Source organism: Burkholderia orbicola, assembly GCF_900100915.1.
GTDB lineage: Bacteria > Pseudomonadota > Gammaproteobacteria > Burkholderiales > Burkholderiaceae > Burkholderia > Burkholderia orbicola.
Map to the genome: position 1 here is coordinate 1,852,536 of NZ_FNKW01000001.1, position 21,525 is coordinate 1,874,060.

The 21,525-nt window shown below is 68.2% G+C and carries 20 protein-coding genes and 1 tRNA gene; 16 read left to right on the plus strand and 5 right to left on the minus strand.

Annotation, left to right across the window (positions count from 1 at the left end; all coding sequences use genetic code 11):
• Positions 1-78: 78 nt before the first annotated feature.
• The 14 genes from def to BLS50_RS08880 all read left to right on the plus strand — a co-directional run bounded on the left by def (position 79) and on the right by BLS50_RS08880 (position 12,919).
• A complete protein-coding gene (def, locus tag BLS50_RS08815; protein ID WP_006485794.1) occupies positions 79-582 on the plus strand; it encodes a peptide deformylase in 504 nt (167 codons plus the stop codon).
• 34 nt (positions 583-616) lie between these two features.
• Entirely contained in the window at positions 617-1,609 is a 993-nt protein-coding gene (gene fmt / locus BLS50_RS08820) for a methionyl-tRNA formyltransferase (RefSeq protein ID WP_074801989.1), read from the plus strand.
• Between the two features lie 119 nt (positions 1,610-1,728).
• Entirely contained in the window at positions 1,729-2,370 is a 642-nt protein-coding gene (locus tag BLS50_RS08825; protein WP_074801992.1) for a LysE family translocator, read from the plus strand.
• A 100-nt stretch (positions 2,371-2,470) separates the two neighbouring features.
• Positions 2,471-3,328: a zinc metalloprotease HtpX gene (gene htpX, locus BLS50_RS08830; RefSeq protein WP_011546484.1), complete on the plus strand. Its 858-nt coding sequence runs from the start codon at positions 2,471-2,473 to the stop codon at positions 3,326-3,328.
• 231 nt (positions 3,329-3,559) lie between these two features.
• Positions 3,560-4,951 (plus strand): 16S rRNA (cytosine(967)-C(5))-methyltransferase RsmB, encoded by a 1,392-nt coding sequence (gene rsmB / locus BLS50_RS08835; RefSeq protein WP_074801995.1) that lies wholly within the window; start codon positions 3,560-3,562, stop codon positions 4,949-4,951.
• Positions 4,948-5,538 carry a DUF4390 domain-containing protein gene (locus BLS50_RS08840; protein ID WP_006477467.1) on the plus strand — a complete coding sequence of 197 codons (591 nt, stop codon included), beginning with the start codon at positions 4,948-4,950 and terminating at the stop codon, positions 5,536-5,538. The genes rsmB and BLS50_RS08840 overlap by 4 nt, the downstream gene beginning before the upstream one ends.
• The gene (esaS, locus tag BLS50_RS08845) at positions 5,528-7,942 is read left to right on the plus strand and encodes a sensor histidine kinase EsaS (RefSeq protein ID WP_011546482.1); all 2,415 of its coding nucleotides are present in this window, start codon (positions 5,528-5,530) and stop codon (positions 7,940-7,942) included. Before BLS50_RS08840 ends, esaS begins: the two co-directional genes overlap by 11 nt.
• On the plus strand, positions 7,943-8,644 hold the full coding sequence (gene esaR, locus BLS50_RS08850) for a response regulator transcription factor EsaR (protein ID WP_006495385.1): 702 nt from the start codon (positions 7,943-7,945) through the stop codon (positions 8,642-8,644). It begins immediately after the preceding gene.
• Positions 8,645-8,704: 60 nt separating this feature from the next.
• Positions 8,705-8,780: transfer RNA gene (locus BLS50_RS08855), tRNA-Phe, on the plus strand.
• 351 nt (positions 8,781-9,131) lie between these two features.
• Entirely contained in the window at positions 9,132-9,866 is a 735-nt protein-coding gene (gene queC / locus BLS50_RS08860; protein WP_011546481.1) for a 7-cyano-7-deazaguanine synthase QueC, read from the plus strand.
• 76 nt (positions 9,867-9,942) lie between these two features.
• Complete coding sequence (gene queE / locus BLS50_RS08865) at positions 9,943-10,575, plus strand: 7-carboxy-7-deazaguanine synthase (protein ID WP_011546480.1); 633 nt, start codon at positions 9,943-9,945, stop codon at positions 10,573-10,575.
• An 18-nt stretch (positions 10,576-10,593) separates the two neighbouring features.
• A complete protein-coding gene (gene queD, locus BLS50_RS08870) occupies positions 10,594-11,046 on the plus strand; it encodes a 6-carboxytetrahydropterin synthase QueD (protein ID WP_006477472.1) in 453 nt (150 codons plus the stop codon).
• A 338-nt stretch (positions 11,047-11,384) separates the two neighbouring features.
• Positions 11,385-12,170 carry an HpcH/HpaI aldolase family protein gene (locus tag BLS50_RS08875; protein WP_027807152.1) on the plus strand — a complete coding sequence of 262 codons (786 nt, stop codon included), beginning with the start codon at positions 11,385-11,387 and terminating at the stop codon, positions 12,168-12,170.
• Complete coding sequence (locus BLS50_RS08880) at positions 12,167-12,919, plus strand: tetratricopeptide repeat protein (RefSeq protein ID WP_074801998.1); 753 nt, start codon at positions 12,167-12,169, stop codon at positions 12,917-12,919. The genes BLS50_RS08875 and BLS50_RS08880 overlap by 4 nt, the downstream gene beginning before the upstream one ends.
• A gap of 76 nt (positions 12,920-12,995) precedes the next feature.
• On the opposite strand, the gene rodA is transcribed toward BLS50_RS08880, so the two are convergent.
• The 5 genes from rodA to BLS50_RS08905 all read right to left on the minus strand — a co-directional run bounded on the left by rodA (position 12,996) and on the right by BLS50_RS08905 (position 19,295).
• On the minus strand, positions 12,996-14,144 hold the full coding sequence (rodA, locus tag BLS50_RS08885; protein ID WP_011546477.1) for a rod shape-determining protein RodA: 1,149 nt from the start codon (positions 14,142-14,144) through the stop codon (positions 12,996-12,998).
• Positions 14,145-14,155: 11 nt separating this feature from the next.
• Positions 14,156-16,438 carry a penicillin-binding protein 2 gene (mrdA, locus tag BLS50_RS08890; RefSeq protein WP_069233293.1) on the minus strand — a complete coding sequence of 761 codons (2,283 nt, stop codon included), beginning with the start codon at positions 16,436-16,438 and terminating at the stop codon, positions 14,156-14,158.
• Positions 16,439-16,539: 101 nt separating this feature from the next.
• Positions 16,540-17,052 (minus strand): rod shape-determining protein MreD, encoded by a 513-nt coding sequence (mreD, locus tag BLS50_RS08895; protein ID WP_006477476.1) that lies wholly within the window; start codon positions 17,050-17,052, stop codon positions 16,540-16,542.
• Positions 17,049-18,113 carry a rod shape-determining protein MreC gene (gene mreC, locus BLS50_RS08900; protein ID WP_074802000.1) on the minus strand — a complete coding sequence of 355 codons (1,065 nt, stop codon included), beginning with the start codon at positions 18,111-18,113 and terminating at the stop codon, positions 17,049-17,051. The genes mreD and mreC overlap by 4 nt, the downstream gene beginning before the upstream one ends.
• A 138-nt stretch (positions 18,114-18,251) precedes the next feature.
• Positions 18,252-19,295 (minus strand): rod shape-determining protein, encoded by a 1,044-nt coding sequence (locus BLS50_RS08905; RefSeq protein WP_004189550.1) that lies wholly within the window; start codon positions 19,293-19,295, stop codon positions 18,252-18,254.
• 366 nt (positions 19,296-19,661) lie between these two features.
• On the opposite strand from BLS50_RS08905, the gene gatC reads away from it, so the two are divergent.
• Both gatC and gatA read left to right on the plus strand, forming a co-directional pair.
• Positions 19,662-19,961, plus strand: coding sequence for an Asp-tRNA(Asn)/Glu-tRNA(Gln) amidotransferase subunit GatC (gene gatC / locus BLS50_RS08910; RefSeq protein WP_006477478.1), 300 nt, complete (start codon positions 19,662-19,664; stop codon positions 19,959-19,961).
• A gap of 69 nt (positions 19,962-20,030) precedes the next feature.
• The gene (gatA, locus tag BLS50_RS08915; protein ID WP_074802003.1) at positions 20,031-21,521 is read left to right on the plus strand and encodes an Asp-tRNA(Asn)/Glu-tRNA(Gln) amidotransferase subunit GatA; all 1,491 of its coding nucleotides are present in this window, start codon (positions 20,031-20,033) and stop codon (positions 21,519-21,521) included.
• The last annotated feature ends 4 nt before the right edge of the window (positions 21,522-21,525 follow it).

A 21,525-nucleotide genomic window follows, 5' to 3' on the forward strand; every position in this document is an offset into this window, starting at 1 on the left:
TCTTCATTGCATCCCGGCGGCGGCGCCAGCCGGCCGGATGGCCGATGCGGCACGCCGCTCCACCGAATACCGAACACCATGGCATTGCTCAATATTCTTCATTACCCCGACAAGCGGCTGCACAAGGTCGCGAAGCCCGTCGACAAGGTCGACGACCGGATCCGCAAGCTCGTCGCCGACATGGCCGAGACCATGTACGCGGCGCCCGGCATCGGCCTGGCGGCCACGCAGGTCGACGTGCACGAGCGCGTGATCGTGATCGACGTCTCCGAGGAAAAGAACGAGCTGCGCGCGTTCATCAACCCGGAGATCGTGTGGTCGAGCGACGCGAAGCAGACCTATGAAGAAGGCTGCCTGTCGGTGCCCGGCATCTACGACGAAGTCGAACGCCCCGACCACGTGCGCGTGCGTGCGCTCAACGAGCAGGGCGAGACGTTCGAGCTCGACTGCGAAGGCCTGCTCGCCGTGTGCGTCCAGCACGAGATGGATCACCTGATGGGGCGCGTGTTCGTCGAATATCTGTCGCCGCTCAAGCAGACGCGCATCAAGACGAAGATGAAGAAACTCGAACGCGCGATGTGATGCGCGTGCGCCCAGCCCGACCCCGAACGCTGTCATGACCCATACGTTGCGCGTGATTTTTGCCGGCACGCCGGAATTCGCCGCGGCCGCCCTGGCCGCGATCCACGAGGCCGGTTTCCCGGTGCCGCTCGTGCTCACCCAGCCCGATCGCCCGGCCGGGCGCGGGATGAAGCTCCAGGCGAGTGCCGTGAAGCGCTACGCCGTCGAGCACGGGATGGCCGTCGCGCAGCCGCCGTCGCTGCGCCGCGCGGGCAAGTACCCGGCGGAGGCGGCCGACGCGATCGAACTGCTGCGCACGACGCCGCACGACGTGATGGTGGTGGCCGCGTACGGCCTGCTGCTGCCGCAGGAAGTGCTCGATATCCCGCGCGCCGGCTGCATCAACATTCACGCATCGCTGCTGCCGCGCTGGCGCGGCGCGGCGCCGATCCATCGTGCGATCGAAGCAGGCGACGCCGAGACGGGCGTCACGCTGATGCAGATGGACGTCGGCCTCGACACCGGCGCGATGATCGAGGAGGCGCGCATCGCGATCGCGCCCGACGATACGACCGCGACGCTGCACGACCGCCTCGCCGCCGCCGGCGCGCGGCTGATCGTCGACGCGCTCGTGCGGCTCGAGCGCGACGGGACGCTGCCGGCGACGCCGCAGCCGGCCGACGGCGTGACCTACGCCGAAAAGATCGGCAAGCACGAAGCGGCGCTCGACTGGCGCAAGCCTGCCGACGTACTCGCGCGCCAGGTGCGTGCGTTCGACCCGTTCCCGGGCGGCGTCGCGACGCTCGACGGCGCGGCCATCAAGCTGTGGGCGGCCGAGCCCGTGGCGGCGCATGGCACGATTGCCACCGCGGCGCCCGGCACGATCGTCGAAGCCGCGCCGGAAGGCGTGGTGGTCGCGTGCGGCAGCGGCGCGCTGCGCGTCACCCAGCTGCAGAAGCCCGGCGGAAAACGGCTGCCTGTACGCGAATTCCTCGCCGGTTCGCCGCTCGCCGCCGGCCAGCGTTTCGCGCTGCCCGACGTCGACTGACAGGCCTGAGCGCCATTCGACCCGGTCTGCCGGCCCGGCGCAACTGGCCGGACGGCCGAGTCGCGCGGGGCGGCAGGCACGCGTAGAATTTCCCTGCGCTCCCCGGTTTCGAGGTTTTCATGTTCGGCATCACCCATTTCGGCTTCTTCGTGTTCGCGGTTTTCCTGCTGAACATCACGCCCGGCCCCGATACGGCCTACATCGTCGGCCGCAGCGTCGCGCAGGGGCGCGGCGCGGGGCTGATGTCGGCGTTCGGCATTTCGGCCGGCTGCTGCGTCCACGCGCTCGCCTGCGCATTCGGCCTGACCGCGCTGCTGGCCGCGTCGGCCACCGCGTTCACGGTGATCAAGCTGGTCGGCGCCGCGTACCTGATCTATCTCGGCGTGCGGATGATCATCGCGAAGCAGGCCGCCGCGCCGTCGGGCGCCACAGCCGCGGAGGCCGCGGCCGCCAAGCCGCTGCGCCAGCTGTTCATGCAGGGTTTCTGGACCAACGTGCTGAATCCGAAGGTCGTGCTGTTCTTCGTGTCGTTCTTCCCGCAGTTCGTGTCGGCCGACAGTCCGCACAAGGCCTGGGCGTTCCTGACCCTCGGCGCGGTGTTCGTCGCGATGAGCACGGTCTGGACGAGCCTGGTTGCATGGGTGGCGGGCAGTGTCACGCAGCGCTTTTCCGGCAAGCCGGGCGTCAGGAAGTGGCTCGATCGCACGGTCGGCAGCGCTTTCGTCGGCCTCGGTCTTCGTCTGGCAGCTTCGCAACGCTGAGATTGAATTTTTCCGGCAAGACCTTATCTAACAAATCGCTTACAATTTTCCGCCGTGCCCTGTGATGCGCGGCGGGTCCCCTGACGGATAAGGAGTGGGTATGTTCAATTGGGTCAAAACGGCGATGCTGATGGCCGCGATCACGGCCCTGTTCATCGTGATCGGCGGGATGATCGGCGGCTCGCGCGGCATGACGATCGCGCTGCTGTTCGCGCTCGGCATGAATTTCTTCTCGTACTGGTTCTCGGACAAGATGGTGCTGCGCATGTACAACGCGCAGGAGGTCGACGAGAACACGGCGCCGCAGTTCTACCGGATGGTCCGCGAGCTGGCCACGCGCGCGAACCTGCCGATGCCGCGCGTCTACCTGATCAACGAGGATGCGCCGAACGCGTTCGCGACGGGCCGCAACCCCGAGCATGCGGCGGTCGCCGCGACGACGGGTATCCTGCGCGTGCTGTCGGAGCGCGAGATGCGCGGCGTGATGGCGCACGAGCTCGCGCACGTGAAGCACCGCGACATCCTGATCTCGACGATCACCGCGACGATGGCGGGCGCGATCTCGGCACTCGCGAACTTCGCGATGTTCTTTGGCGGGCGCGACGAGAACGGCCGGCCGGCCAACCCGATCGCGGGGATCGCGGTCGCGCTGCTCGCCCCGATCGCAGGCGCGCTGATCCAGATGGCGATTTCGCGGGCTCGCGAGTTCGAAGCCGACCGCGGCGGCGCGCAGATTTCCGGCGATCCGCAGTCGCTCGCCACCGCGCTCGACAAGATCCATCGCTATGCGGCGGGCATTCCGTTCCAGGCGGCCGAGGCGCATCCGGCCACCGCGCAGATGATGATCATGAACCCGCTGCACGGCGGCGGCCTGCAGAACCTGTTCTCGACGCACCCGGCCACCGAGGAGCGCATCGCGCGCCTGATGGAGATGGCGCGCACCGGCCGCTTCGAGTGACCCCCGGCGACCCGCGCGGCTGCTGCCGCGTGGGGCCGCCCGCCACCCCGCATGCTTCGCGCTGCGGGGTGTTTCATTTGTGCGCGCCGTAAAGGGGCCAAAGGGCCAGTATGGCCGCACGCTACAATGCGCGGTTTGGGATCGCCGGGTCATCTGGCCGCCGCGATCCCGCCGTTTGCCGCATTTGTTTGCCGCACCTGATTGCCGCGCCTGCTCGCCCATTCCGTACCGATGACACGACCCCGTTCTTCCGCTTCGACTTCTTCCGGCCGCCCGGCGCGCCTGGCTGCGCTGCACCTGGCGCCCGATTCGCTCGGCTTCGCGCTCGACGCGGCCGCGCAGGCGGTCGACGCGGTGCGACGCGGCACCGCGTTGCCGGCGGCGCTGTCGACGGTATTCGCGCAGATGCCGTCCGGTGCGCAGGCGCTCGCGCGCGGCGCGACGCAGGACGTCGCCTACCGGACGATGCGTCGCCTCGGCAGCGCGGACTGGCTGATCGGCAAGTTCGTCAGCAAGGCGCCGCCCGCGCACGTGCACGCGGTGCTCGCCGGTGCGTTCGCGCTGCTGCTCGACCCGCCTGACGAGGCCGCGTACCCGGCGTTCACGGTGGTCGACCAAGCCGTCACCGTCATCGGTGCGCGCCGCGAATTCGCGTTCGCGAAGGGGATGGTCAACGCGGTGCTGCGCCGTTTCCTGCGCGAGCGTGACGCACTCGTCGCCGCGATGCAGGACGACCCGGTCGCACGCTGGAACTACCGCGCGTGGTGGGTCGATGCGGTGAAGCGCGCATGGCCCGACGTGTGGCAGGCGATCCTCGCGGCCGGCGAGCATCAGGGGCCGCTGACGCTGCGCGTGAATGCGCGCCGCGCGAGCGTCGATGCGTATCTCGACACGCTGCGTGCGAGCGGAATCGACGCGACCGCGATCGGGCGGCACGCGGTGCGGCTCGCGTCGGCCCTGCCGGTGGAGCGCATTCCGGGCTTCGCCGACGGCGTGGTGTCGGTGCAGGACGCCGGCGCGCAGCTCGCGGCCGAATGGCTCGGCGCGCGCGACGGCATGCGCGTGCTCGACGCGTGCGCGGCGCCCGGCGGCAAGACGGGCCATATTCTCGAACTCGCCGATGCGGAGGTCGTGGCGCTCGAAAGCGACGCGACGCGCGCCGCGCGCATCGGCGAGAATCTCGTGCGCCTGTCACTCGCGGCGAACGTGTGCGTCGGCGACGCGGGCACGCCGGACACCTGGTACGACGGGCGTCCGTTCGATCGCATCCTGGCCGACGTGCCGTGCTCGGCGTCCGGCATCGTGCGGCGGCACCCCGACATCCGCTGGCTGCGCCGCGAGGCCGACATCCCGGCGCTGGTCGCGGAGCAGCGTCGCATCCTGTCGGCGCTGTGGCCGCTCGTGAAGCCGGGCGGCGAACTGCTTTACGTGACCTGTTCGATCTTCCCCGAGGAAGGCGAATTGCAGGCCCGCTGGTTTGAAGCGGCCTGTGAAGATGCGGTACGATTGGACGCCCCCGGCCAACTGCTGCCGGGCGGCGTGCAGGGACGGGCGGCCGCCGGCGCACTCGACCAGAACACCGATCACGACGGATTTTTCTACGCGCGGTTTCAGAAACGGTGACGATCAAACACCTTTTTCCCTTTCGGCTCGCGGCCGTCTTGCTGGTCGCGTTGACGCTGTGCCTGGCCGTCGTCCGGCCGGCGCATGCCGAATCGATCGCCGTGCAGCGCGCGTCGCTCCAGTCCGACGGCAGCGGCTGGAGCCTCGACGCGCGGTTCGACTTCGAGCTGAATCCGAACCTCGAGGATGCCGTCAACAAGGGCATCCCGCTTTACTTCACGACCGACTTCGAGCTGAGCCGCGCGCGCTGGTACTGGTTCGACGAGCAGCCGGTGGCGGTCACGCAGACGATCCGCCTGTCGTTCCAGCCGCTCACGCGCGAGTACCGCGTGTCGACCGGCGGCCTGCAGCTCGGCTTCCCGTCGCTGAAGGATGCGCTCGCGGTGGTCCGCCACATCACGTCGTGGCACGTGATCGACCGTAACCAGGTACGGGCAGGCGAAACCTACACGGCGTCGGTGCGGATGCAGCTCGACACGGCGCTGATGCCGAAGCCGTTCCAGGTCGATGCCGTGAACAACCGCGACTGGACGCTCGGGTCGGACTGGAAGCGCTTCAACTTCACGGTGACCGAACGTGCTAAATAAAGTACGCCGCGCGGCCAGCGGGAAGAGCCTCCTCATCCGCGTGATCGTCTCGACGGTCGCGATCACCGCACTGCTGCTGCTCGTGCTGCTCGCGGCCGCGAGCGCGAACACCGAATTCTTCGACCGCTACTACTCGTGGCTGTACGCGACGAACATCATCGTCGCGCTCGTGTTCCTGCTCGTCGTGCTCGGGCTGATCGGGATGATCGTCGTGCGCCTGAGGAAGGGCAAGTTCGGCACGCGGCTGCTCGCGAAGCTCGCGGTGTTCTTCGCGCTCGTCGGCGTGGTGCCGGGCGGGATCATCTACATCGTGTCGTACCAGTTCGTGTCGCGCAGTATCGAGTCGTGGTTCGACGTGAACGTCGAGACGGCGCTGACGGCCGGGCTGAACCTCGGCCGCGGAATGCTCGATGCGTCGCTGTCCGATCTGCAGACCAAGGCGCGGCTGATGTCCGACCAGCTCGCGAGCGTCGACGCGAACACGAACGGCACGACGCTCACGCTGCTACGGCTGCGCGACCAGTTCGGCGTGCAGGACGCGACGATCGTCGAGCCGAGCCGCGGCGGCTCGGGCGCCGCGCCCGACCTGCACATCGTCGCGCAGGCGTCGGGCAACTTCGCGGCGCTGATTCCGGACGACCTGCCGACGCCGCTGATGCTGAGCCAGGCGCGCGAACACGGCGCGTATGCGGCGATCGAGGGCGAAGTCGACGGCGACCCGCGCGCGCATGGCGCGAAGGGCGCGCTGCGGTTACGCGTCGTGCGGCCGATTCCGGACGCGACGACGTCGCTGCTGCAGCCGGCGGAGCGGTTCCTGCAGCTCACGCAGCCGGTGCCGCCCGGGCTCGCGCACAACGCGGACGCCGTGCAGCGCGCGTACCGCGAGTACCAGGAAAAGTCGCTCGGCCGCACGGGCCTGCGCAAGATGTACATCGGCACGCTGACGCTCGCGCTGTTCCTCGCGACCTTCATCGCGATGATGCTCGCGCTCGCGCTCGGCCAGCAGCTCGCGCGGCCGCTGTTCCTGCTCGCGCAGGGCACGAAGGAGATCACGGAAGGCGACTACACGCCGAAGCGCGAGATCAAGACGCGCGACGAGCTCGGCTTCCTCACGCAGTCGTTCAACGCGATGACGCGCCAGTTGTCCGAGGCGCGGCTCGCGGTCGAGAAGAACCGCATCGCGCTCGAGCATTCGAAGACGTATCTCGAGAGCATCCTCGCGAACCTGACGGCCGGCGTGTTCGTGCTCGACCGCCAGTTCCGGCTGACGACGGCCAATCGCGGCGCCGAGCGGATCTTCCGGCAGCCGTTCAACTCGCTGATCGGCACGACGCTCGACCGGATCGGCGTGGCCGCCGGGTTCGGCGCGATGGTGCGCAAGGCGTTCGCCGATCGCGAGGCGGCGTCCGACGGCGGCAGCGGCGATCGCGGCCACTGGCAGCAGCAGTTCGCGATCGAGGTGCCGGGCGAAACCGATCCGCTGACGCTGCTCGTGCGCGGCACGCGGCTCGTGTCGACGGTCGAGGGGCAGGCCGACGATCCGCAGACGTCCGGCTACGTCGTCGTGTTCGACGACATCTCCGACGTGATTTCCGCGCAGCGTTCGGTCGCGTGGGGCGAGGTCGCGCGGCGGCTCGCGCACGAGATCAAGAATCCGCTGACGCCGATCCAGCTGTCGGCCGAGCGGCTGCAGATGAAGCTGTCGGACAAGCTCGCGCCGCCCGACGCGGACGTGCTCAAGCGCGGCGCGACGATGATCGTGAACCAGGTGGCCGCGATGAAGCGGATGGTCGACGATTTCCGCGAATACGCGCGCACGCCGCCGGCGGTGCTCGCGAACCTGCAGTTGAACGAACTGGCGAGCGAGGTGCTCGGGCTGTACGGCGTCGGCGAAGGCAAGAGCCCGATCGTCGCCGAGCTCGCGCCGTCGCTGCCGGTGATTCGCGGCGACGCGACGCAATTGCGCCAGGTGATTCACAACCTGCTGCAGAATGCGCAGGATTCGGTCGCGGAGTCCGCGCATCCGCGTGTGTTGATCGAAACCAAGACAGTAGAATATGGCGACCCCGACGCCGAGGGCAAAACGCGCGTCGCGGTACGTCTGACCGTGTCCGACAACGGGCCCGGTTTTCCGGCACGCATCCTGACCCGCGCGTTCGAGCCTTACGTGACGACGAAGGCGAAGGGCACGGGGCTCGGGCTGGCCACGGTCAAGAAAATCGTTGACGAGCACGGCGCGCGGATCGATCTGCGCAATCGCATGCACGGCGAGACCGTCGAGGGTGCGCAGGTATCGATCCTGTTCCTGCAGATGGCGAGCGATACGCCAGGCGCCGAACCGGGTGCACAGGACGGGACGACTCCCGCCAAGACAAAAGCAAGTGAGCAGACAAAGGCAGCGTAAATGGCAACCATCCTGGTGGTAGATGATGAAATGGGCATCCGGGAATTGCTCTCGGAGATCCTCAGCGATGAAGGACATGTCGTCGAGGCGGCGGAGAACGCGCAGGCCGCGCGGGAATACCGGCTGAATCAGGCGCCCGATCTCGTGCTGCTCGATATCTGGATGCCCGATACCGACGGCGTCACGCTGCTCAAGGAATGGGCGGCGCAGGGGCTGCTGACGATGCCCGTGATCATGATGTCCGGGCACGCGACGATCGATACGGCCGTCGAGGCGACCAAGATCGGCGCGCTCGATTTCCTCGAAAAGCCGATCGCGCTGCAGAAGCTGCTGAAGTCGGTCGAGCACGGTCTCGCCCGCGGCGCGGCGCCGGTGTCCGCGAACGCGGCGGCGAAGGCGGGCGGCGGGCAGGCCGCGGGGCCGGCGGCGGTCGCGTCCGCGGCGGCGCTGCCGACGCTCGGCGACGACATGGCGTCGGCGCTCGGCCTCGCGGGCCAGACGGCCGCGATCCCGTTCGACATCCCGTTGCGCGAAGCGCGCGATGCGTTCGAGCGCGCGTACTTCGAGTATCACCTCGCGCGCGAGAACGGCAGCATGACGCGCGTCGCGGAGAAGACGGGCCTCGAGCGCACGCACCTGTATCGCAAGCTCAAGCAGCTCGGCGTCGAGCTCGGCAAGAAGCCGTCCGAAGGTGCGCTGTAAAATATTTTGCGAAAGCACTTGCCCGGGGGCGGATAGCTCGATATACTTTCATTCTTCGTTGGCCCGGTAGCTCAGTTGGTAGAGCAGCGGATTGAAAATCCGCGTGTCGATGGTTCGATTCCGTCCCAGGCCACCAGCATTTAAAACCCCAAGAATCGGAAGGTTCTTGGGGTTTTTCGTTTGTGGTGGGTATCGCGTGTCGTGGGCGGCGGGCCCGGCAGCATTCGCCGGGGCATGATAAAATCCGTGCCCGCTCAATGACTTAGCGCATCGCTTCATGCGCATGGCAGGCTGCCCGTGGCGCGCCTGTCGTGGCGCGCGGCCACGATGCCGCGCGATGAGCGGTATAAGCGCGCCGCCGCATTCGCGGCCGACCGCGCTGCCTATACTGGTCGAGCCGGCGCAGGCCGGTCGCGTCGGGCCGCCCGGCGGCAGCCGGCCTCGGGGCGCAGTGCGACGCGAGCCTACACATTCACGGAGTATCACGGTGATTCGGACAGACGCTAAAGACGGCGCGCTCGTGTTGTTTTCCGGCGGGCAGGACTCCGCCACGTGCGTGGCATGGGCCCTCGAACGCTACCAGACGGTCGAGACGCTCGGCTTCGATTACGGCCAGCGTCATCGCGTCGAACTCGAGTGCCGCGAAGGCGTGCGCGAAGCGCTGAAGCACAGGTTTCCGGCGTGGTCGGACCGGCTCGGCGACGATCACATGATCGACCTGTCGGTGCTCGGCGCGATCAGCGATACCGCGATGACGCGCACGATCGAGATCGAGACGACGGCCAACGGCCTGCCGAACACGTTCGTGCCGGGCCGCAACCTGATGTTCATGACGATCGCCGCGGCGATCGCCTATCGCCGCGGGCTGCGCGTGCTGGTCGGCGGGATGTGCGAGACCGATTTCTCGGGCTATCCAGACTGTCGCGACGACACGATGAAGGCGCTGCAGGTCGCGCTGAATCTCGGGATGGATACGCGCATGGTGCTCGAGACGCCGCTGATGTGGCTCGACAAGGCGCAGACCTGGCAGCTCGCCGAACAGCTCGGCGGCGAGGCGCTCGTCGAACTGATCCGCGTCGAGACGCACACGTGCTACGTGGGCGAGCGCGCGGAACTGCACGACTGGGGCTTCGGCTGCGGCGAATGCCCGGCCTGCAAGCTGCGCAAGCGCGGCTACGAGGCTTACCTGAAGGGCGAGCGGGTGACCGAAGCGCCGCTGTGATGCGGCTCGCGCGGGCAGCGCTTGATGGACAACGGATTCTGATCGACAACGAGCGGCGCGAGCCGGACGAAGCACGATGACTTACGCGGTCAAGGAAATTTTCTACACGTTGCAGGGCGAGGGCGCGAATGCGGGCCGGCCGGCCGTGTTCTGCCGGTTCGCCGGCTGCAACCTGTGGTCGGGCCGCGAAGAGGATCGTGCGGAGGCCGTGTGCCGCTTCTGCGATACGGATTTCGTCGGCACCGACGGCGAGAACGGCGGCAAGTTCAAGGACGCCGCCGCGCTCGTCGCGACGATCGCCGGCCTGTGGCCGGAGGGCGAAGCGAATCGCTTCGTCGTCTGCACGGGCGGCGAGCCGATGCTGCAGCTCGACCAGCCGCTCGTCGACGCGCTGCACGCGGCGGGCTTCGAAATCGCGATCGAGACCAACGGTTCGCTGCCGGTGCTCGAATCGATCGACTGGATCTGCGTGAGCCCGAAGGCCGATGCGCCGCTCGTCGTCACGAAGGGCAACGAACTGAAGGTCGTCGTGCCGCAGGACAACCAGCGGCTGGCCGACTACGCGAAGCTCGATTTCGAGTATTTTCTCGTGCAGCCGATGGACGGCCCGTCGCGCGACCTCAACACGAAGCTCGCGATCGACTGGTGCAAGCGTCATCCGCAGTGGCGGCTGTCGATGCAGACCCACAAATATCTGAACATTCCCTGAGCCACGGCTTTTGACATCGTGCTGATTACCCGAAAACTCGAATTCGACGCGGGCCACCGCATTCCCGATCACCGCAGCCAGTGCAGGAACCTGCACGGCCATCGCTACGTGCTCGAAATCACGCTGCGCGGCGATCTCGTCGATACCGAGGGGGCGCCCGACCGCGGCATGGTGATGGATTTCGCCGACGTGAAGGCGCTCGCGATGGAGCACCTCGTCAGCAAGTGGGACCACGCGTTCCTGGTCTATGCGCGCGACGACGTCGTGCGCTCGTTCCTCGAGCAGATGGCCGACCACAAGACGGTCGTGATCGACCGGATCCCGACCGTCGAGAACCTCGCGGCGATCGCGTTCGACCTCCTCGCGAACGTGTACGACGCGCACTACGGCGTGAACCTGCGCCTCGAGCGCGTGCGGCTGTACGAAACGCCGAACTGCTGGGCCGACGTCGAGCGCCAGCCCGGCCGCTGATCCTGCCTGCCCCCGCAGCCCCGCCGTCCGGCGCGGGCTGCCCGTCGCCGCGCACCGCGGCCTCGACTCCCTCCTTCCCGCGTCGGTAGGGCTTCCCCTGTCTGTTCCCGCATCGAGCGCCCGCCGCGCTATGATCGACGTGCCGCACCGAAAAACGCTCGCGTGAGCCATTGCGCGGCCCGCGCTGTCAGATCGGCCGTCCCGGGCCGACTCACGTTCTCCGGCGCGCGATCCGTCGCCGCCGCCGTGCTTCGGTTGCCCGGCGGTATGCATTCCGCTTTCCGCTGCGCCTGTTGCTTGTCCCGTTCGATTGCCGTTCCGTTCCGGAGGCCGTATCGATGAGCACGCTCACCAATTCCCTCAAACAACGCCTGCGCGACGGTGACGAGCCGCTGTACGGCCTGTGGCTGTCGCTCGGCAGCGACTCGGCCGCGGAAGCGCTCGCGCACGCCGGTTACGACTGGCTCTGCATCGACATGGAGCATGCGCCGAACGACAGTCGCGACGTGGCGTCGCAACTGCGTGCGATCGCCGCGGCGCACCTGCCGAGCGAGCCGGTCGTGCGCGTGCCGGCGCGCGAGCCGTGGCTCGTGAAGCGCGCGCTCGACGCCGGCGCGCGCACGCTGATGTTCCCGTGTATCGAGACGCCCGACGACGCCGCGCACGCGGTGCGGCTCACGCGCTTCCCGTCGCCCGACACGCCCGACGGGCTGCGCGGCGTCGCGGGCATGGTGCGTGCGGCGGCGTTCGGCATGCGCCGCGACTACCTGCAGACGGCGAATGCGCAAGTGGCGGTGGTCGTGCAGGTCGAATCGGCGCGCGGCGTCGACGAAGTCGAGCGGATCGCGGCGACACCCGGCGTCGACTGCCTGTTCGTCGGCCCGGCCGACCTCGCGGCGAGCCTCGGGCATCTCGGCGACATCCGCCACCCGGACGTCGAAACCGCGATGGCGCGCGTGCTCGCGGCCGGCAAGCAGGCAGGCGTCGCGGTCGGCATCTTCGCGGGCGACACGGCGGCCGCGCGCCAGTATCGCGACGCCGGTTACCGGATGATCACGGTATCGGCCGACGTGAGCTGGCTATTGCGCGCGACGCGGCAGGCGTTGCAGGAGGTACGGTCATGAACGGCGCAGACGCTGCGTGCCGCGGGCGCGTGCGGATCGGGACGATGGTCGGCCTGTGGGCCGTGTGTGCGGTGGCCGCCGCGCAGGGCGCGCCGCAAGCGAAGCCCGATCCGTCGCACGAGACGCAATCGGCGGTTGCCGACTACAACGCCGGCGATTATCGCGCGGCGCTGGTGCAATTCCACGATGCGGCCGAGCGCGGCGATCGGCTCGCGCAGTTCAACTACGCGATGATGCTGCTGACGGGCGAAGGCGTGACGGCGAACGTCGACGAAGGGCTGCGCTGGCTCAGGCGCGCGGCGGACGCGAACATGTCGCATGCGCAGTACGTGTACGGCCGGATGTTCGACGATGGCGAATTCGTCGCGCGCAATCCGGCGGAAGCGCATCGCTGGTTCCTGCGCGCCGCGAAGCAGGGGCACGTGCAGGCCGAGCTGTCGCTCGCGAACCAGTTCCTCGACGGGCGCGGCACGCCCCGCGACAACCGTCAGGCGTTCGCGTGGTACAAGCAGGCCGCCGACGCGGGCGAGCCGACCGCGCAGTACGTGACCGCGTCGTTTTACGAGCGCGGCGGCGACGGCGTCGCGCAGAACCTGAACATCGCGCGGGCGTATTACGCGGCGGCGGCCGCGCAGGGCGACGAGACGGCCGGGATAAAATTCAAGGAGCTGAGCGCGCGGCTGAAGGCGCCGGGGCCGGCATCGGGCGCCGGCGGGGAGCAGGGCAAGCCGCACGCGCCGCCGCAGTAAGCGGCCGCATTCGGCGCATCCAATGAAAAACGGCGCCGGGGCGCCGTTTTCGTGTGCCGCGGTGCGGGGCCCGCGGTCAGCTTTTCATCAGCCGCCGCTGCCGCCCGACGCTCATGATCATCCCGATCGCGATGCCGAGCGTCGTGAGCGCGGTGCCGCCGTAGCTCATGAACGGCAACGGCACGCCGACGACCGGCAGCACGCCGCTCACCATCCCGATGTTGACGAACGCGTAGACGAAGAACGCGAGCGTGAGCGAGCCCGCGAGCAGCCGGCCGAACAGCGTCGCGCCTTGCGCGGCGATGTAGAGCCCGCGCGCGATCAGCGCCATGTACAGCGTCAGCAGCACGAGCCCGCCGGCGAGCCCCCATTCCTCCGAGAACACCGCGAAGATGAAGTCGGTGTGCTTTTCCGGAATGAATTCGAGGTGCGCCTGCGTGCCTTTCAGGTAGCCCTTGCCGAGCACGCCGCCCGAGCCGATCGCGATCACGGCCTGGATCGTGTGGAAGCCCTTGCCGAGCGGGTCGGAGGTCGGGTCGAGCAGCGTGCACACCCGGTGTTTCTGGTAGTCGTGCATCAGCGGCCACTGTACTTCGGGCTGGCAGATGCGTTCCTCGAACACGGCGATCGAGCCGACCGCGAGCACGCCCGCGACGAGCACCGGCACGATCAGCTTGAACGACAGGCCGGCGAGGTAGATCACGAAGAAGCCGGCCGCGAACACGAGCAGGCCCGTGCCGAGGTCGGGCTGCTTCGCGATCAGCCCGACCGGCACCAGCAGGATTCCGAACGCGGCGATGAAGTCGTACCAGCGCAGCCCGCCTTCGCGGCGCTGGTAGTACCACGCGAGCATCAGCGGCGTCGCGATCTTGAGGATTTCGGACGGTTGGATCACGACGCCGACGTTCAGCCAGCGCTTCGCGCCCTTCTTGGTCATCCCGAACAGCGCGACCGCAATCAGCAGCGTCACCCCGAACGTGTAGAGCGGGACCGCGAAGCGCATCAGCGTGGTCGGCGGGATGTTGGCGATCACCCACATCAGCACGAACGTCAGCAGGATGTTGCGCAACTGGTCCTCGACGCGGCCCGGCATGTCGATCGACGCGCTGTACAGCGTGACGATGCCGACGCACAGCAACAGGAACACGATGAGGGCGAGCGGGCGGTCGAAGCCCGCGAACATCTGCTTGATCTTGTCGAGCCAGGCGCGCTTGTCGAATTGCATGCCTTTCTCCGTTAATGAGCGGTGCCGGCGTCCGCCGCTTTCGCGGGGGCCGTCGCACGATGGTTGTCGTCCCGCGGCGCGGCGGCGACCGGCTGCGCGTCGCTGGCGGGCCGGCGCGGCCGGTGCGGACGCCGGATCGGCGGCAGGCTCGCGGCCATCGGCGCCGCGGCGCTCGCGTCGGCCGGCGCGGTGGCGCTGGCCGCACCCGATGCGGCCGAGGCACCCGACGCGGCCGATGCCGCCTCGGCCGCGCTGGCCGCCGACGGCACGACCGGCTGCGGCAGTGCGGTGAAGCCGGCCGCGATCGTGGCGGGCTTCGACGTGTCGCCGACCACCGGCGCGCTCACAGGCTCGGTCGCCGACGCCGCGGCGGCCACGGCCGCGGCCTCGTTCTTCGGGTTCTGGCGCTCGACCAGGTAGTAGTCGAGCACGCGGCGCGCGATCGGGCCGGCGGCCTGCGCGCCCCAGCCGCCGTTCTCGACGACCAGCGCGACGGCGATCTGCGGATGGTCGACCGGCGCGTACGCGATGAACAGCGCGTGGTCGCGCAGGTGTTCGGCGAGCAGGTGGCCCTTGTAGTTCGAACCCTGCAGCGAGAACACCTGCGCGGTACCGGTCTTGCCGGCGGCGAGGTACTGCGCGCCGCGGAACACCTTGTACGCGGTCCCGGACGGGTTCTCGATCACGTTCTCCATCCCGCGCTTCACGACGTCGATGTCGGCCGCCTTCAGCGGGATCACCTCGCTTTCCTTCGGCACGGTCAGGTGGCGCGCCCGCGAGATCGGGTCCTCGACTTCCTTCACGAGGTGAGGCTTCATCACGACGCCGTTGTTCGCGAGCGTTGCCGTGGCATGCGCGAGCTGCAGGATCGTGAACGAGTTGTAGCCCTGGCCGATCCCGAGGCTGATCGTCTCGCCGTCGAACCACTTCTGCTGCGCGGCCTTCTTGAACGCCTTCTTCTTCCAGTCGGTCGACGGCAGGATGCCGCGCGCCTCGCCCTGGATGTCGATTCCGGTGATCTGGCCGAAGCCGAACGGCTTCATGAAGTTCGCGATCGCGTTCACGCCGAGGTCGCGCGCGAGCATGTAGAAGTAGGTGTCGTTCGACACCATGATCGCCTTGTTCATGTCGACCCAGCCCTGGCCCGAGCGCACGTCGTTGCGGAACGTGTGGCCGCCGAACGTGAAGTAGCCCGGGTCCTGGAAGCCCCAGCCCGGCGTGCGCTTGCCGAGCGTGAGGCCCGCGAGCGCCATGAACGGCTTGTACGTCGAGCCGGGCGGGTAGGTGCCGTGCAGCGGACGGTTCAGGAGCGGCTTGTCGGGCGAGTTGTTCAGCTCGTCCCAGGTCTGCTGGTCGATGCCGTCGACGAACGAGTTCGGGTCGAAGCTCGGCGACGATACGAACGCGAGCACGTCGCCCGTCTTCGGCTCGATCGCGACGAGCGCGCCGCGCTTGCCGGCGAACGCCTGCTCGGCGACCTGCTGCAGCCCGATGTCGAGCGACAGCACGAGGTTGTTGCCGGGCGTCGCCTGCGTGCGCGACAGCGTGCGCACCGGCCGGCCGCCGGCCGTCACCTCGACTTCCTCGAAGCCCGTCAGCCCGTGCAGCTCGGTCTCGTAGCTCTGCTCGACGCCGATCTTGCCGATGTAGTCGGTGCCCTTGTAGTTGTTCGCGTCGCGGCGCGGATCGTAGTGCTCCTGGTCGCTGTCGTTGTCGTCGCTCATCGCGTCGATGCGATCCTGGTCGCGCTTCGAGATCCGGCCGATATAGCCGATCACGTGCGCGGCCGTCATGCCGAGCGGGTACTGGCGGAACAGCCGCGCGCGCACGTCGACACCGGGGAAGCGGAAACGCTGCGCGGTGAAGCGCGCGACTTCGGCGTCGGTGAGCCGCGTGCGGATCGGCAGGCTCTCGAAGTTCTTCGAGTCTTCCTGCAGCTTCTTGAAGCGGCGGCGGTCGCGGGCGTCGATCGGGATGATCTCGGACAGCTTGTCGATCGTGTTGTCGAGCGTGTCGTCGAGCTTCGACGGCGTGATCTCGAGCGTGTACGCCGAGTAGTTCTTCGCGAGGATCACGCCGTTGCGGTCGGTGATGATCCCGCGGTTCGGCACGATCGGCGCGACCGAGATGCGGTTTTCCTCGGCCTGCAGCGCGTATTTGCCGTGCTGCATCAGCTGCAGGTAGAAGAAGCGGCTCGCGAGCAGCCCGAAGCAGACGAACACGAACACGCCCGCCGCCGCGACGCGCAGGCGGAACCTCGAGAGCTGCTGTTGGGTGTCGTTGAATTCGGTCATTTAAGGGCAATCTGGCCCGCGCGCGGACGCGGGCGAGGTGCCGCCCCGGAGCGCGGCGCGCGGCGGGCGTGGGGGCGGCGGGTATTCAAGGTCGGTCCGGTTCAGATCGGGCGCGTATCGTCCGGGTCGACCGGGCGGCGTTGCGGCATCAGCAGCAGGTGGCTCGCGATCGGCCACAGCGCGGCTTCGACGAAACCGTCGACGAGATAGCGCCAGCCGGGGAACGCGGCGCCCATCAGCAGGCGGATCACGAACGGCACGAGCTGCGCGGCGACCAGCAGCGGCGTGACGTACAGCACCTGTACGCCGATCGGCATCCATAGCACGCGGCGGTGGATCGTGATCGCGCCGTACGACAGCAGCGTATAGGCGAGCGCGTGCTCGCCGAGCAGCCCCGCGTCGTGCACGTCCATCAGGATGCCGAGCGCGAACGCGACGCCCATCCCGACCTTGCGCGGCTGGTGGATGTTCCAGAACAGCAGCACGAGCGCGACGAAATCGGGCACGCCGGGCAGGCGGCCCCATGGCATCAGGTTCAGCAGGAACGCGGCGGCGAGGCTGAAGACGATGAAGTACGGATTGACCGGCTGCAGGATGTATTGCGGGCGGTTCATCGCTGGGCTCCTGATTGCCCGGCCGTGGGCTTCGCGGGCGCGGCAGGCGCCGCGGGCGCCGGCTTCGCACCGGGCTGGGCCGCGGCGGCCGGCTTCGCGTTCGCGTCGGCCTTGTCGGTTTTCTCGGCCTTCTCGGCCTTTTCGCCCTTCGCGGCGGCTTTCGCACCCTTCTTGCCCTTCGCGTTCTTCTCGGCGGCGGGATCGGGCTCGGCCGGGCGCGGCGGGATGTCGTTGCGGTAATGCAGCACGAGCATCTGGCGCGCGCCGCGCACGGCCGCGACTGGCGCGCAGGTCACGCGGGCGAACGCGGTATCGGCGAGCTTGTCGACGCGCACGACCTTCGCGACCGGCAGGCCGGGCGGATAGACGCCATCGAGGCCGCTCGTGATCAGCTCGTCGCCGGCGACGAGATCCGCGCTGGTCGGCACGAAGCGCAGGTCGAGCGAATCGCCCTTCGGCGTGCCGTAGATCACGCTGCGCAGGCCGGTGCGCAGCACCTGCACGGGAATCGCGAGATCGCGGTCGGTGACCAGCGTGACTTCGGATTGCAGCGGGAACACGCGCGTGACCTGGCCGACCACGCCGTCCTCGCTGACGACGGGCGAGCCGTCCTGGATGCCTTGCTGCGAGCCTTGCCCGACCACGATCTTCTGCGTGAACGGATCGCTCGTGTCGTACTGGATCTCGACCGGCGTCGATTGCGTCGCGATGTGCTGGCGCAGTTCGAGCACCGCGCGCAGGTGCGCGTTCTCCTGCGTGAGCACGGCGGCCTGGTTGGCCTGCGTGGACAATTGCAGGTTGCGCTTGCGGAGATCGTCGTTCTCGTGGCGCAGCGCCGCGCCGGTGACGGCGAGGTCGGCCGCGCCCATGAACAGGTCGCGCGGCACGAGCGCCGCGCGTTGCAGCGGGTAGAGCACGGTGCCGAGCACGCCGCGCACGATTTCGAGCGTGCTGAAGCGCGCGTCCGACACGAGGAGCGCGATGGCGAGGGCGACGAAGAAGATGAGCCGCGCGAGCGCGGGCGGACCTTGCTTGAAGAGGGGCGGCGGACTGTATTCCATGGTCGGCGCCGGGCGCGTGTGATCGGTTAAATAATGCTCAGACGCGCAAACGGCGCGGCGGTTCGTTCTGAACGAGCGATCCGGCCACGCCGCGGGTGCGTCATATCAAACGGGACTGCCTAGGCGATCACTGGGCGATCACTCGTACGAGAAGATGCTGCCCAGCTTGTCCATGCGCTCGAGCGCCATGCCCGAACCGCGCACGACACAGGTCAGCGGATCTTCCGCGACGAGCACCGGCAGGCCGGTTTCTTCCGCGAGCAGGCGATCGAGGTCGCGCAGCAGCGCGCCGCCGCCCGTCAGCATCATCCCGCGTTCGGCGATGTCGGCGCCGAGTTCCGGCGGCGTCTGTTCGAGCGCGATCTTCACCGACGACACGATCTGGTTCAGCGGATCGGTCAGTGCTTCGAGGATTTCGTTGCTGGAGATCGTGAAGCTGCGCGGGATGCCTTCCGACAGGTTGCGGCCCTTCACTTCCATTTCCTTGACTTCGGAGCCCGGGAACGCGGAGCCGATTTCCTTCTTGATCGCCTCGGCGGTCTGCTCGCCGATCAGCATCCCGTAGTTGCGGCGGATGTAGTTGACGATCGCCTCGTCGAACTTGTCGCCGCCGACGCGCACCGAGCCTTTGTAGACGATGCCGCCGAGCGAGATCACGCCGACTTCGGTCGTGCCGCCGCCGATGTCGACGACCATCGAGCCGGTGGCTTCCGAGACCGGCAGGCCCGCGCCGATCGCGGCCGCCATCGGCTCCTCGATCAGGTAGACCTGGGACGCGCCGGCGCCGTGCGCCGCTTCCTTGATCGCGCGGCGCTCGACCTGGGTCGAGCCGCACGGCACGCAGATGATGATGCGCGGCGACGGCGAGAACATGCGCGACTCGTGGGCCGTCTTGATGAACTGCTTGATCATCTGCTCGGTGACGGTGAAGTCGGCGATCACGCCGTCCTTCATCGGGCGGATCGCCTCGATGTTGCCCGGCACCTTGCCGAGCATCTGCTTGGCTTCCTTGCCGACCGCCTGGATCGTCTTCTTGCCGTTGGGGCCGCCTTCCTGGCGGATCGACACGACGGACGGTTCATCGAGCACGATGCCCTTGCCGCGCATGTAGATCAGGGTGTTTGCGGTGCCGAGGTCGATCGCGAGATCGTTGGAGAAGTAGCTGCGCAAAAAACCGAACATTCAGAATCCTGTTTCGCTCTGGGCCGGCCCTGCATAGCGAGCGCTGAGGGCGGCAGCGGAAAAAATAACAGCCTCGGGAAGCGTGGCGGAAGCGGCCGCCGCGGCGCACGAAGCTGCGAGTGATGTCTACCGGGGATCGCACGAAGCACGCACGGCTTGCCGAAGCAGGGCGAAACGGTGCGGGAAAAGGCTGCCGGGTTTGGGTCGAACGCGTAATGATACCTTATAATTTCACGGTATTTGAATCGAAACGGGCGGTATTTTTGCCGCTTCGGCCCCGATTTCTGAGGGTGGATCGCACCCTCCAACCCCCCGCCGCAGTGCTGCTTTCGATGCACTGCGCAGCCTTGTTTTTCCGGTGATCGCATGGCCCTGACCCTGACCGATGTGAAACGCATCGCGCACCTGGCGCGACTCGAAATGGCCGACGCCGACGCCGAGCACATGCTCGGCCAGCTCAATGAATTCTTCGGCCTCGTCGAGCAGATGCAGGCGGTCGACACCGCCGGCATCGCGCCGCTCGCCCACCCGATCGAACAGATCCAGGAAGTCGCGCAGCGCCTGCGCGACGACGCCGTGACGGAAGTCGTCAATCGCGACGACAACCAGCGTCCGGCGCCGGCCGTCCAGGACGGCCTCTATCTCGTGCCGAAGGTGATCGAGTAAGCATTCGATGACAAGCGCGCCGGCCGTCCTGCGCCGCGCGCGACCCAGAATTCCCAGGAAAACCACTCAATGCACGCAAAAAGCCTGACCGAACTGCGCGCCGCGCTCGCCGCCAAGGAATGCTCGGCCGTCGAGCTCGCGCAGCACTATCTGAAACGGATCGACGCCGCGCGCGACCTGAACGCGTTCGTTCAAGTCGACGCCGACCTCACCCTCGCGCAGGCGAAAGCCGCCGACGCCGAACTCGCGCGCGGCGCGGGCGGCGCGCTCACCGGCCTGCCGATCGCGCACAAGGACGTGTTCGTCACGCGCGGCTGGCGCTCGACCGCCGGCTCGAAGATGCTCGCGAACTACGAGAGCCCGTTCGACGCGACCGTCGTCGCCCGCCTGCAGGCGGCCGGCATGGTCACGCTCGGCAAGACCAACATGGACGAGTTCGCGATGGGCTCGTCGAACGAAAACTCGGCGTTCGGCGCGGTGAAGAACCCGTGGGACACGAACGCGGTGCCGGGCGGCAGCTCGGGCGGCAGCTCGGCCGCCGTCGCCGCGCGCCTCGCGCCGGCCGCGACCGGCACCGACACCGGCGGCTCGATCCGCCAGCCCGCGTCGTTCGCGGGCGTGACGGGCATCAAGCCGACCTACGGCCGCGTGTCGCGCTACGGGATGATCGCGTTCGCGTCGTCGCTCGACCAGGGCGGCCCGATGGCGCAGAGCGCGTCCGACTGCGCGCTGCTGCTGAACGCGATGGCCGGCTTCGACGAGCGCGACTCGACGAGCCTCGAGCGCGACGACGAAGACTTCACGCGCCACCTCGGTCAGCCGTGGGTGGCCGGCAACGACGCGGGCAAGCCGCTCGCGGGCCTGCGCATCGGTTTGCCGAACGAGTATTTCGGCGCCGGCCTTGCCGACGACGTGCGCGCGACGATCGACGCGGCGCTCAAGCAATACGAAGCGCTCGGTGCGACGCTCGTGCCGGTGTCGCTGCCGAAGACGGAACTGTCGATCCCCGTGTACTACGTGATCGCCCCGGCGGAAGCGTCGTCGAACCTGTCGCGTTTCGACGGCGTGCGCTTCGGCCACCGCGCCGCGCAGTACGGCGATCTGCTCGACATGTACAAGAAGTCGCGCGCCGAAGGCTTCGGGCCTGAAGTGAAGCGCCGGATTCTGGTCGGCACCTACGTGCTGTCGCACGGCTACTACGACGCGTACTACCTGCAGGCGCAGAAGATCCGCCGCATCATCGCGAACGATTTCCAGGAAGCGTTCAAGTCCTGCGACGTGATCATGGGCCCGGCGTCGCCGACGGTCGCATGGGATCTCGGCGCGAAGGGTGACGATCCGGTGCAGATGTATCTCGCGGATATCTACACGCTGTCGGTGAGCCTCGCGGGCCTGCCCGGTATGAGCGTGCCGTGCGGCTTCGGCGCGGGCGCGAACGCGAAGCGCCCGGTCGGTCTGCAGATCATCGGCAACTATTTCAACGAAGCCCGGATGCTGCAGGTCGCCGACGCGTTCCAGCGCGCGACCGACTGGCACAAGCAAGTTCCGGCAGGGGTGTAAGCAT

Coding starts and splice junctions, on each gene's coding strand:
- mreD (WP_006477476.1), bottom strand. CDS start 17,052: ATGAACCGCCCGCAATACATCCTGCAGCCGGTCAATCCGTACTTCATC.
- esaR (WP_006495385.1), top strand. CDS start 7,943: ATGGCAACCATCCTGGTGGTAGATGATGAAATGGGCATCCGGGAATTG.
- queE (WP_011546480.1), top strand. CDS start 9,943: ATGACTTACGCGGTCAAGGAAATTTTCTACACGTTGCAGGGCGAGGGC.
- BLS50_RS08825 (WP_074801992.1), top strand. CDS start 1,729: ATGTTCGGCATCACCCATTTCGGCTTCTTCGTGTTCGCGGTTTTCCTG.
- BLS50_RS08875 (WP_027807152.1), top strand. CDS start 11,385: ATGAGCACGCTCACCAATTCCCTCAAACAACGCCTGCGCGACGGTGAC.
- mreC (WP_074802000.1), bottom strand. CDS start 18,113: ATGGAATACAGTCCGCCGCCCCTCTTCAAGCAAGGTCCGCCCGCGCTC.
- mrdA (WP_069233293.1), bottom strand. CDS start 16,438: ATGACCGAATTCAACGACACCCAACAGCAGCTCTCGAGGTTCCGCCTG.
- gatC (WP_006477478.1), top strand. CDS start 19,662: ATGGCCCTGACCCTGACCGATGTGAAACGCATCGCGCACCTGGCGCGA.
- rodA (WP_011546477.1), bottom strand. CDS start 14,144: ATGCAATTCGACAAGCGCGCCTGGCTCGACAAGATCAAGCAGATGTTC.
- def (WP_006485794.1), top strand. CDS start 79: ATGGCATTGCTCAATATTCTTCATTACCCCGACAAGCGGCTGCACAAG.
- rsmB (WP_074801995.1), top strand. CDS start 3,560: ATGACACGACCCCGTTCTTCCGCTTCGACTTCTTCCGGCCGCCCGGCG.
- gatA (WP_074802003.1), top strand. CDS start 20,031: ATGCACGCAAAAAGCCTGACCGAACTGCGCGCCGCGCTCGCCGCCAAG.
- BLS50_RS08905 (WP_004189550.1), bottom strand. CDS start 19,295: ATGTTCGGTTTTTTGCGCAGCTACTTCTCCAACGATCTCGCGATCGAC.
- fmt (WP_074801989.1), top strand. CDS start 617: ATGACCCATACGTTGCGCGTGATTTTTGCCGGCACGCCGGAATTCGCC.
- htpX (WP_011546484.1), top strand. CDS start 2,471: ATGTTCAATTGGGTCAAAACGGCGATGCTGATGGCCGCGATCACGGCC.
- BLS50_RS08880 (WP_074801998.1), top strand. CDS start 12,167: ATGAACGGCGCAGACGCTGCGTGCCGCGGGCGCGTGCGGATCGGGACG.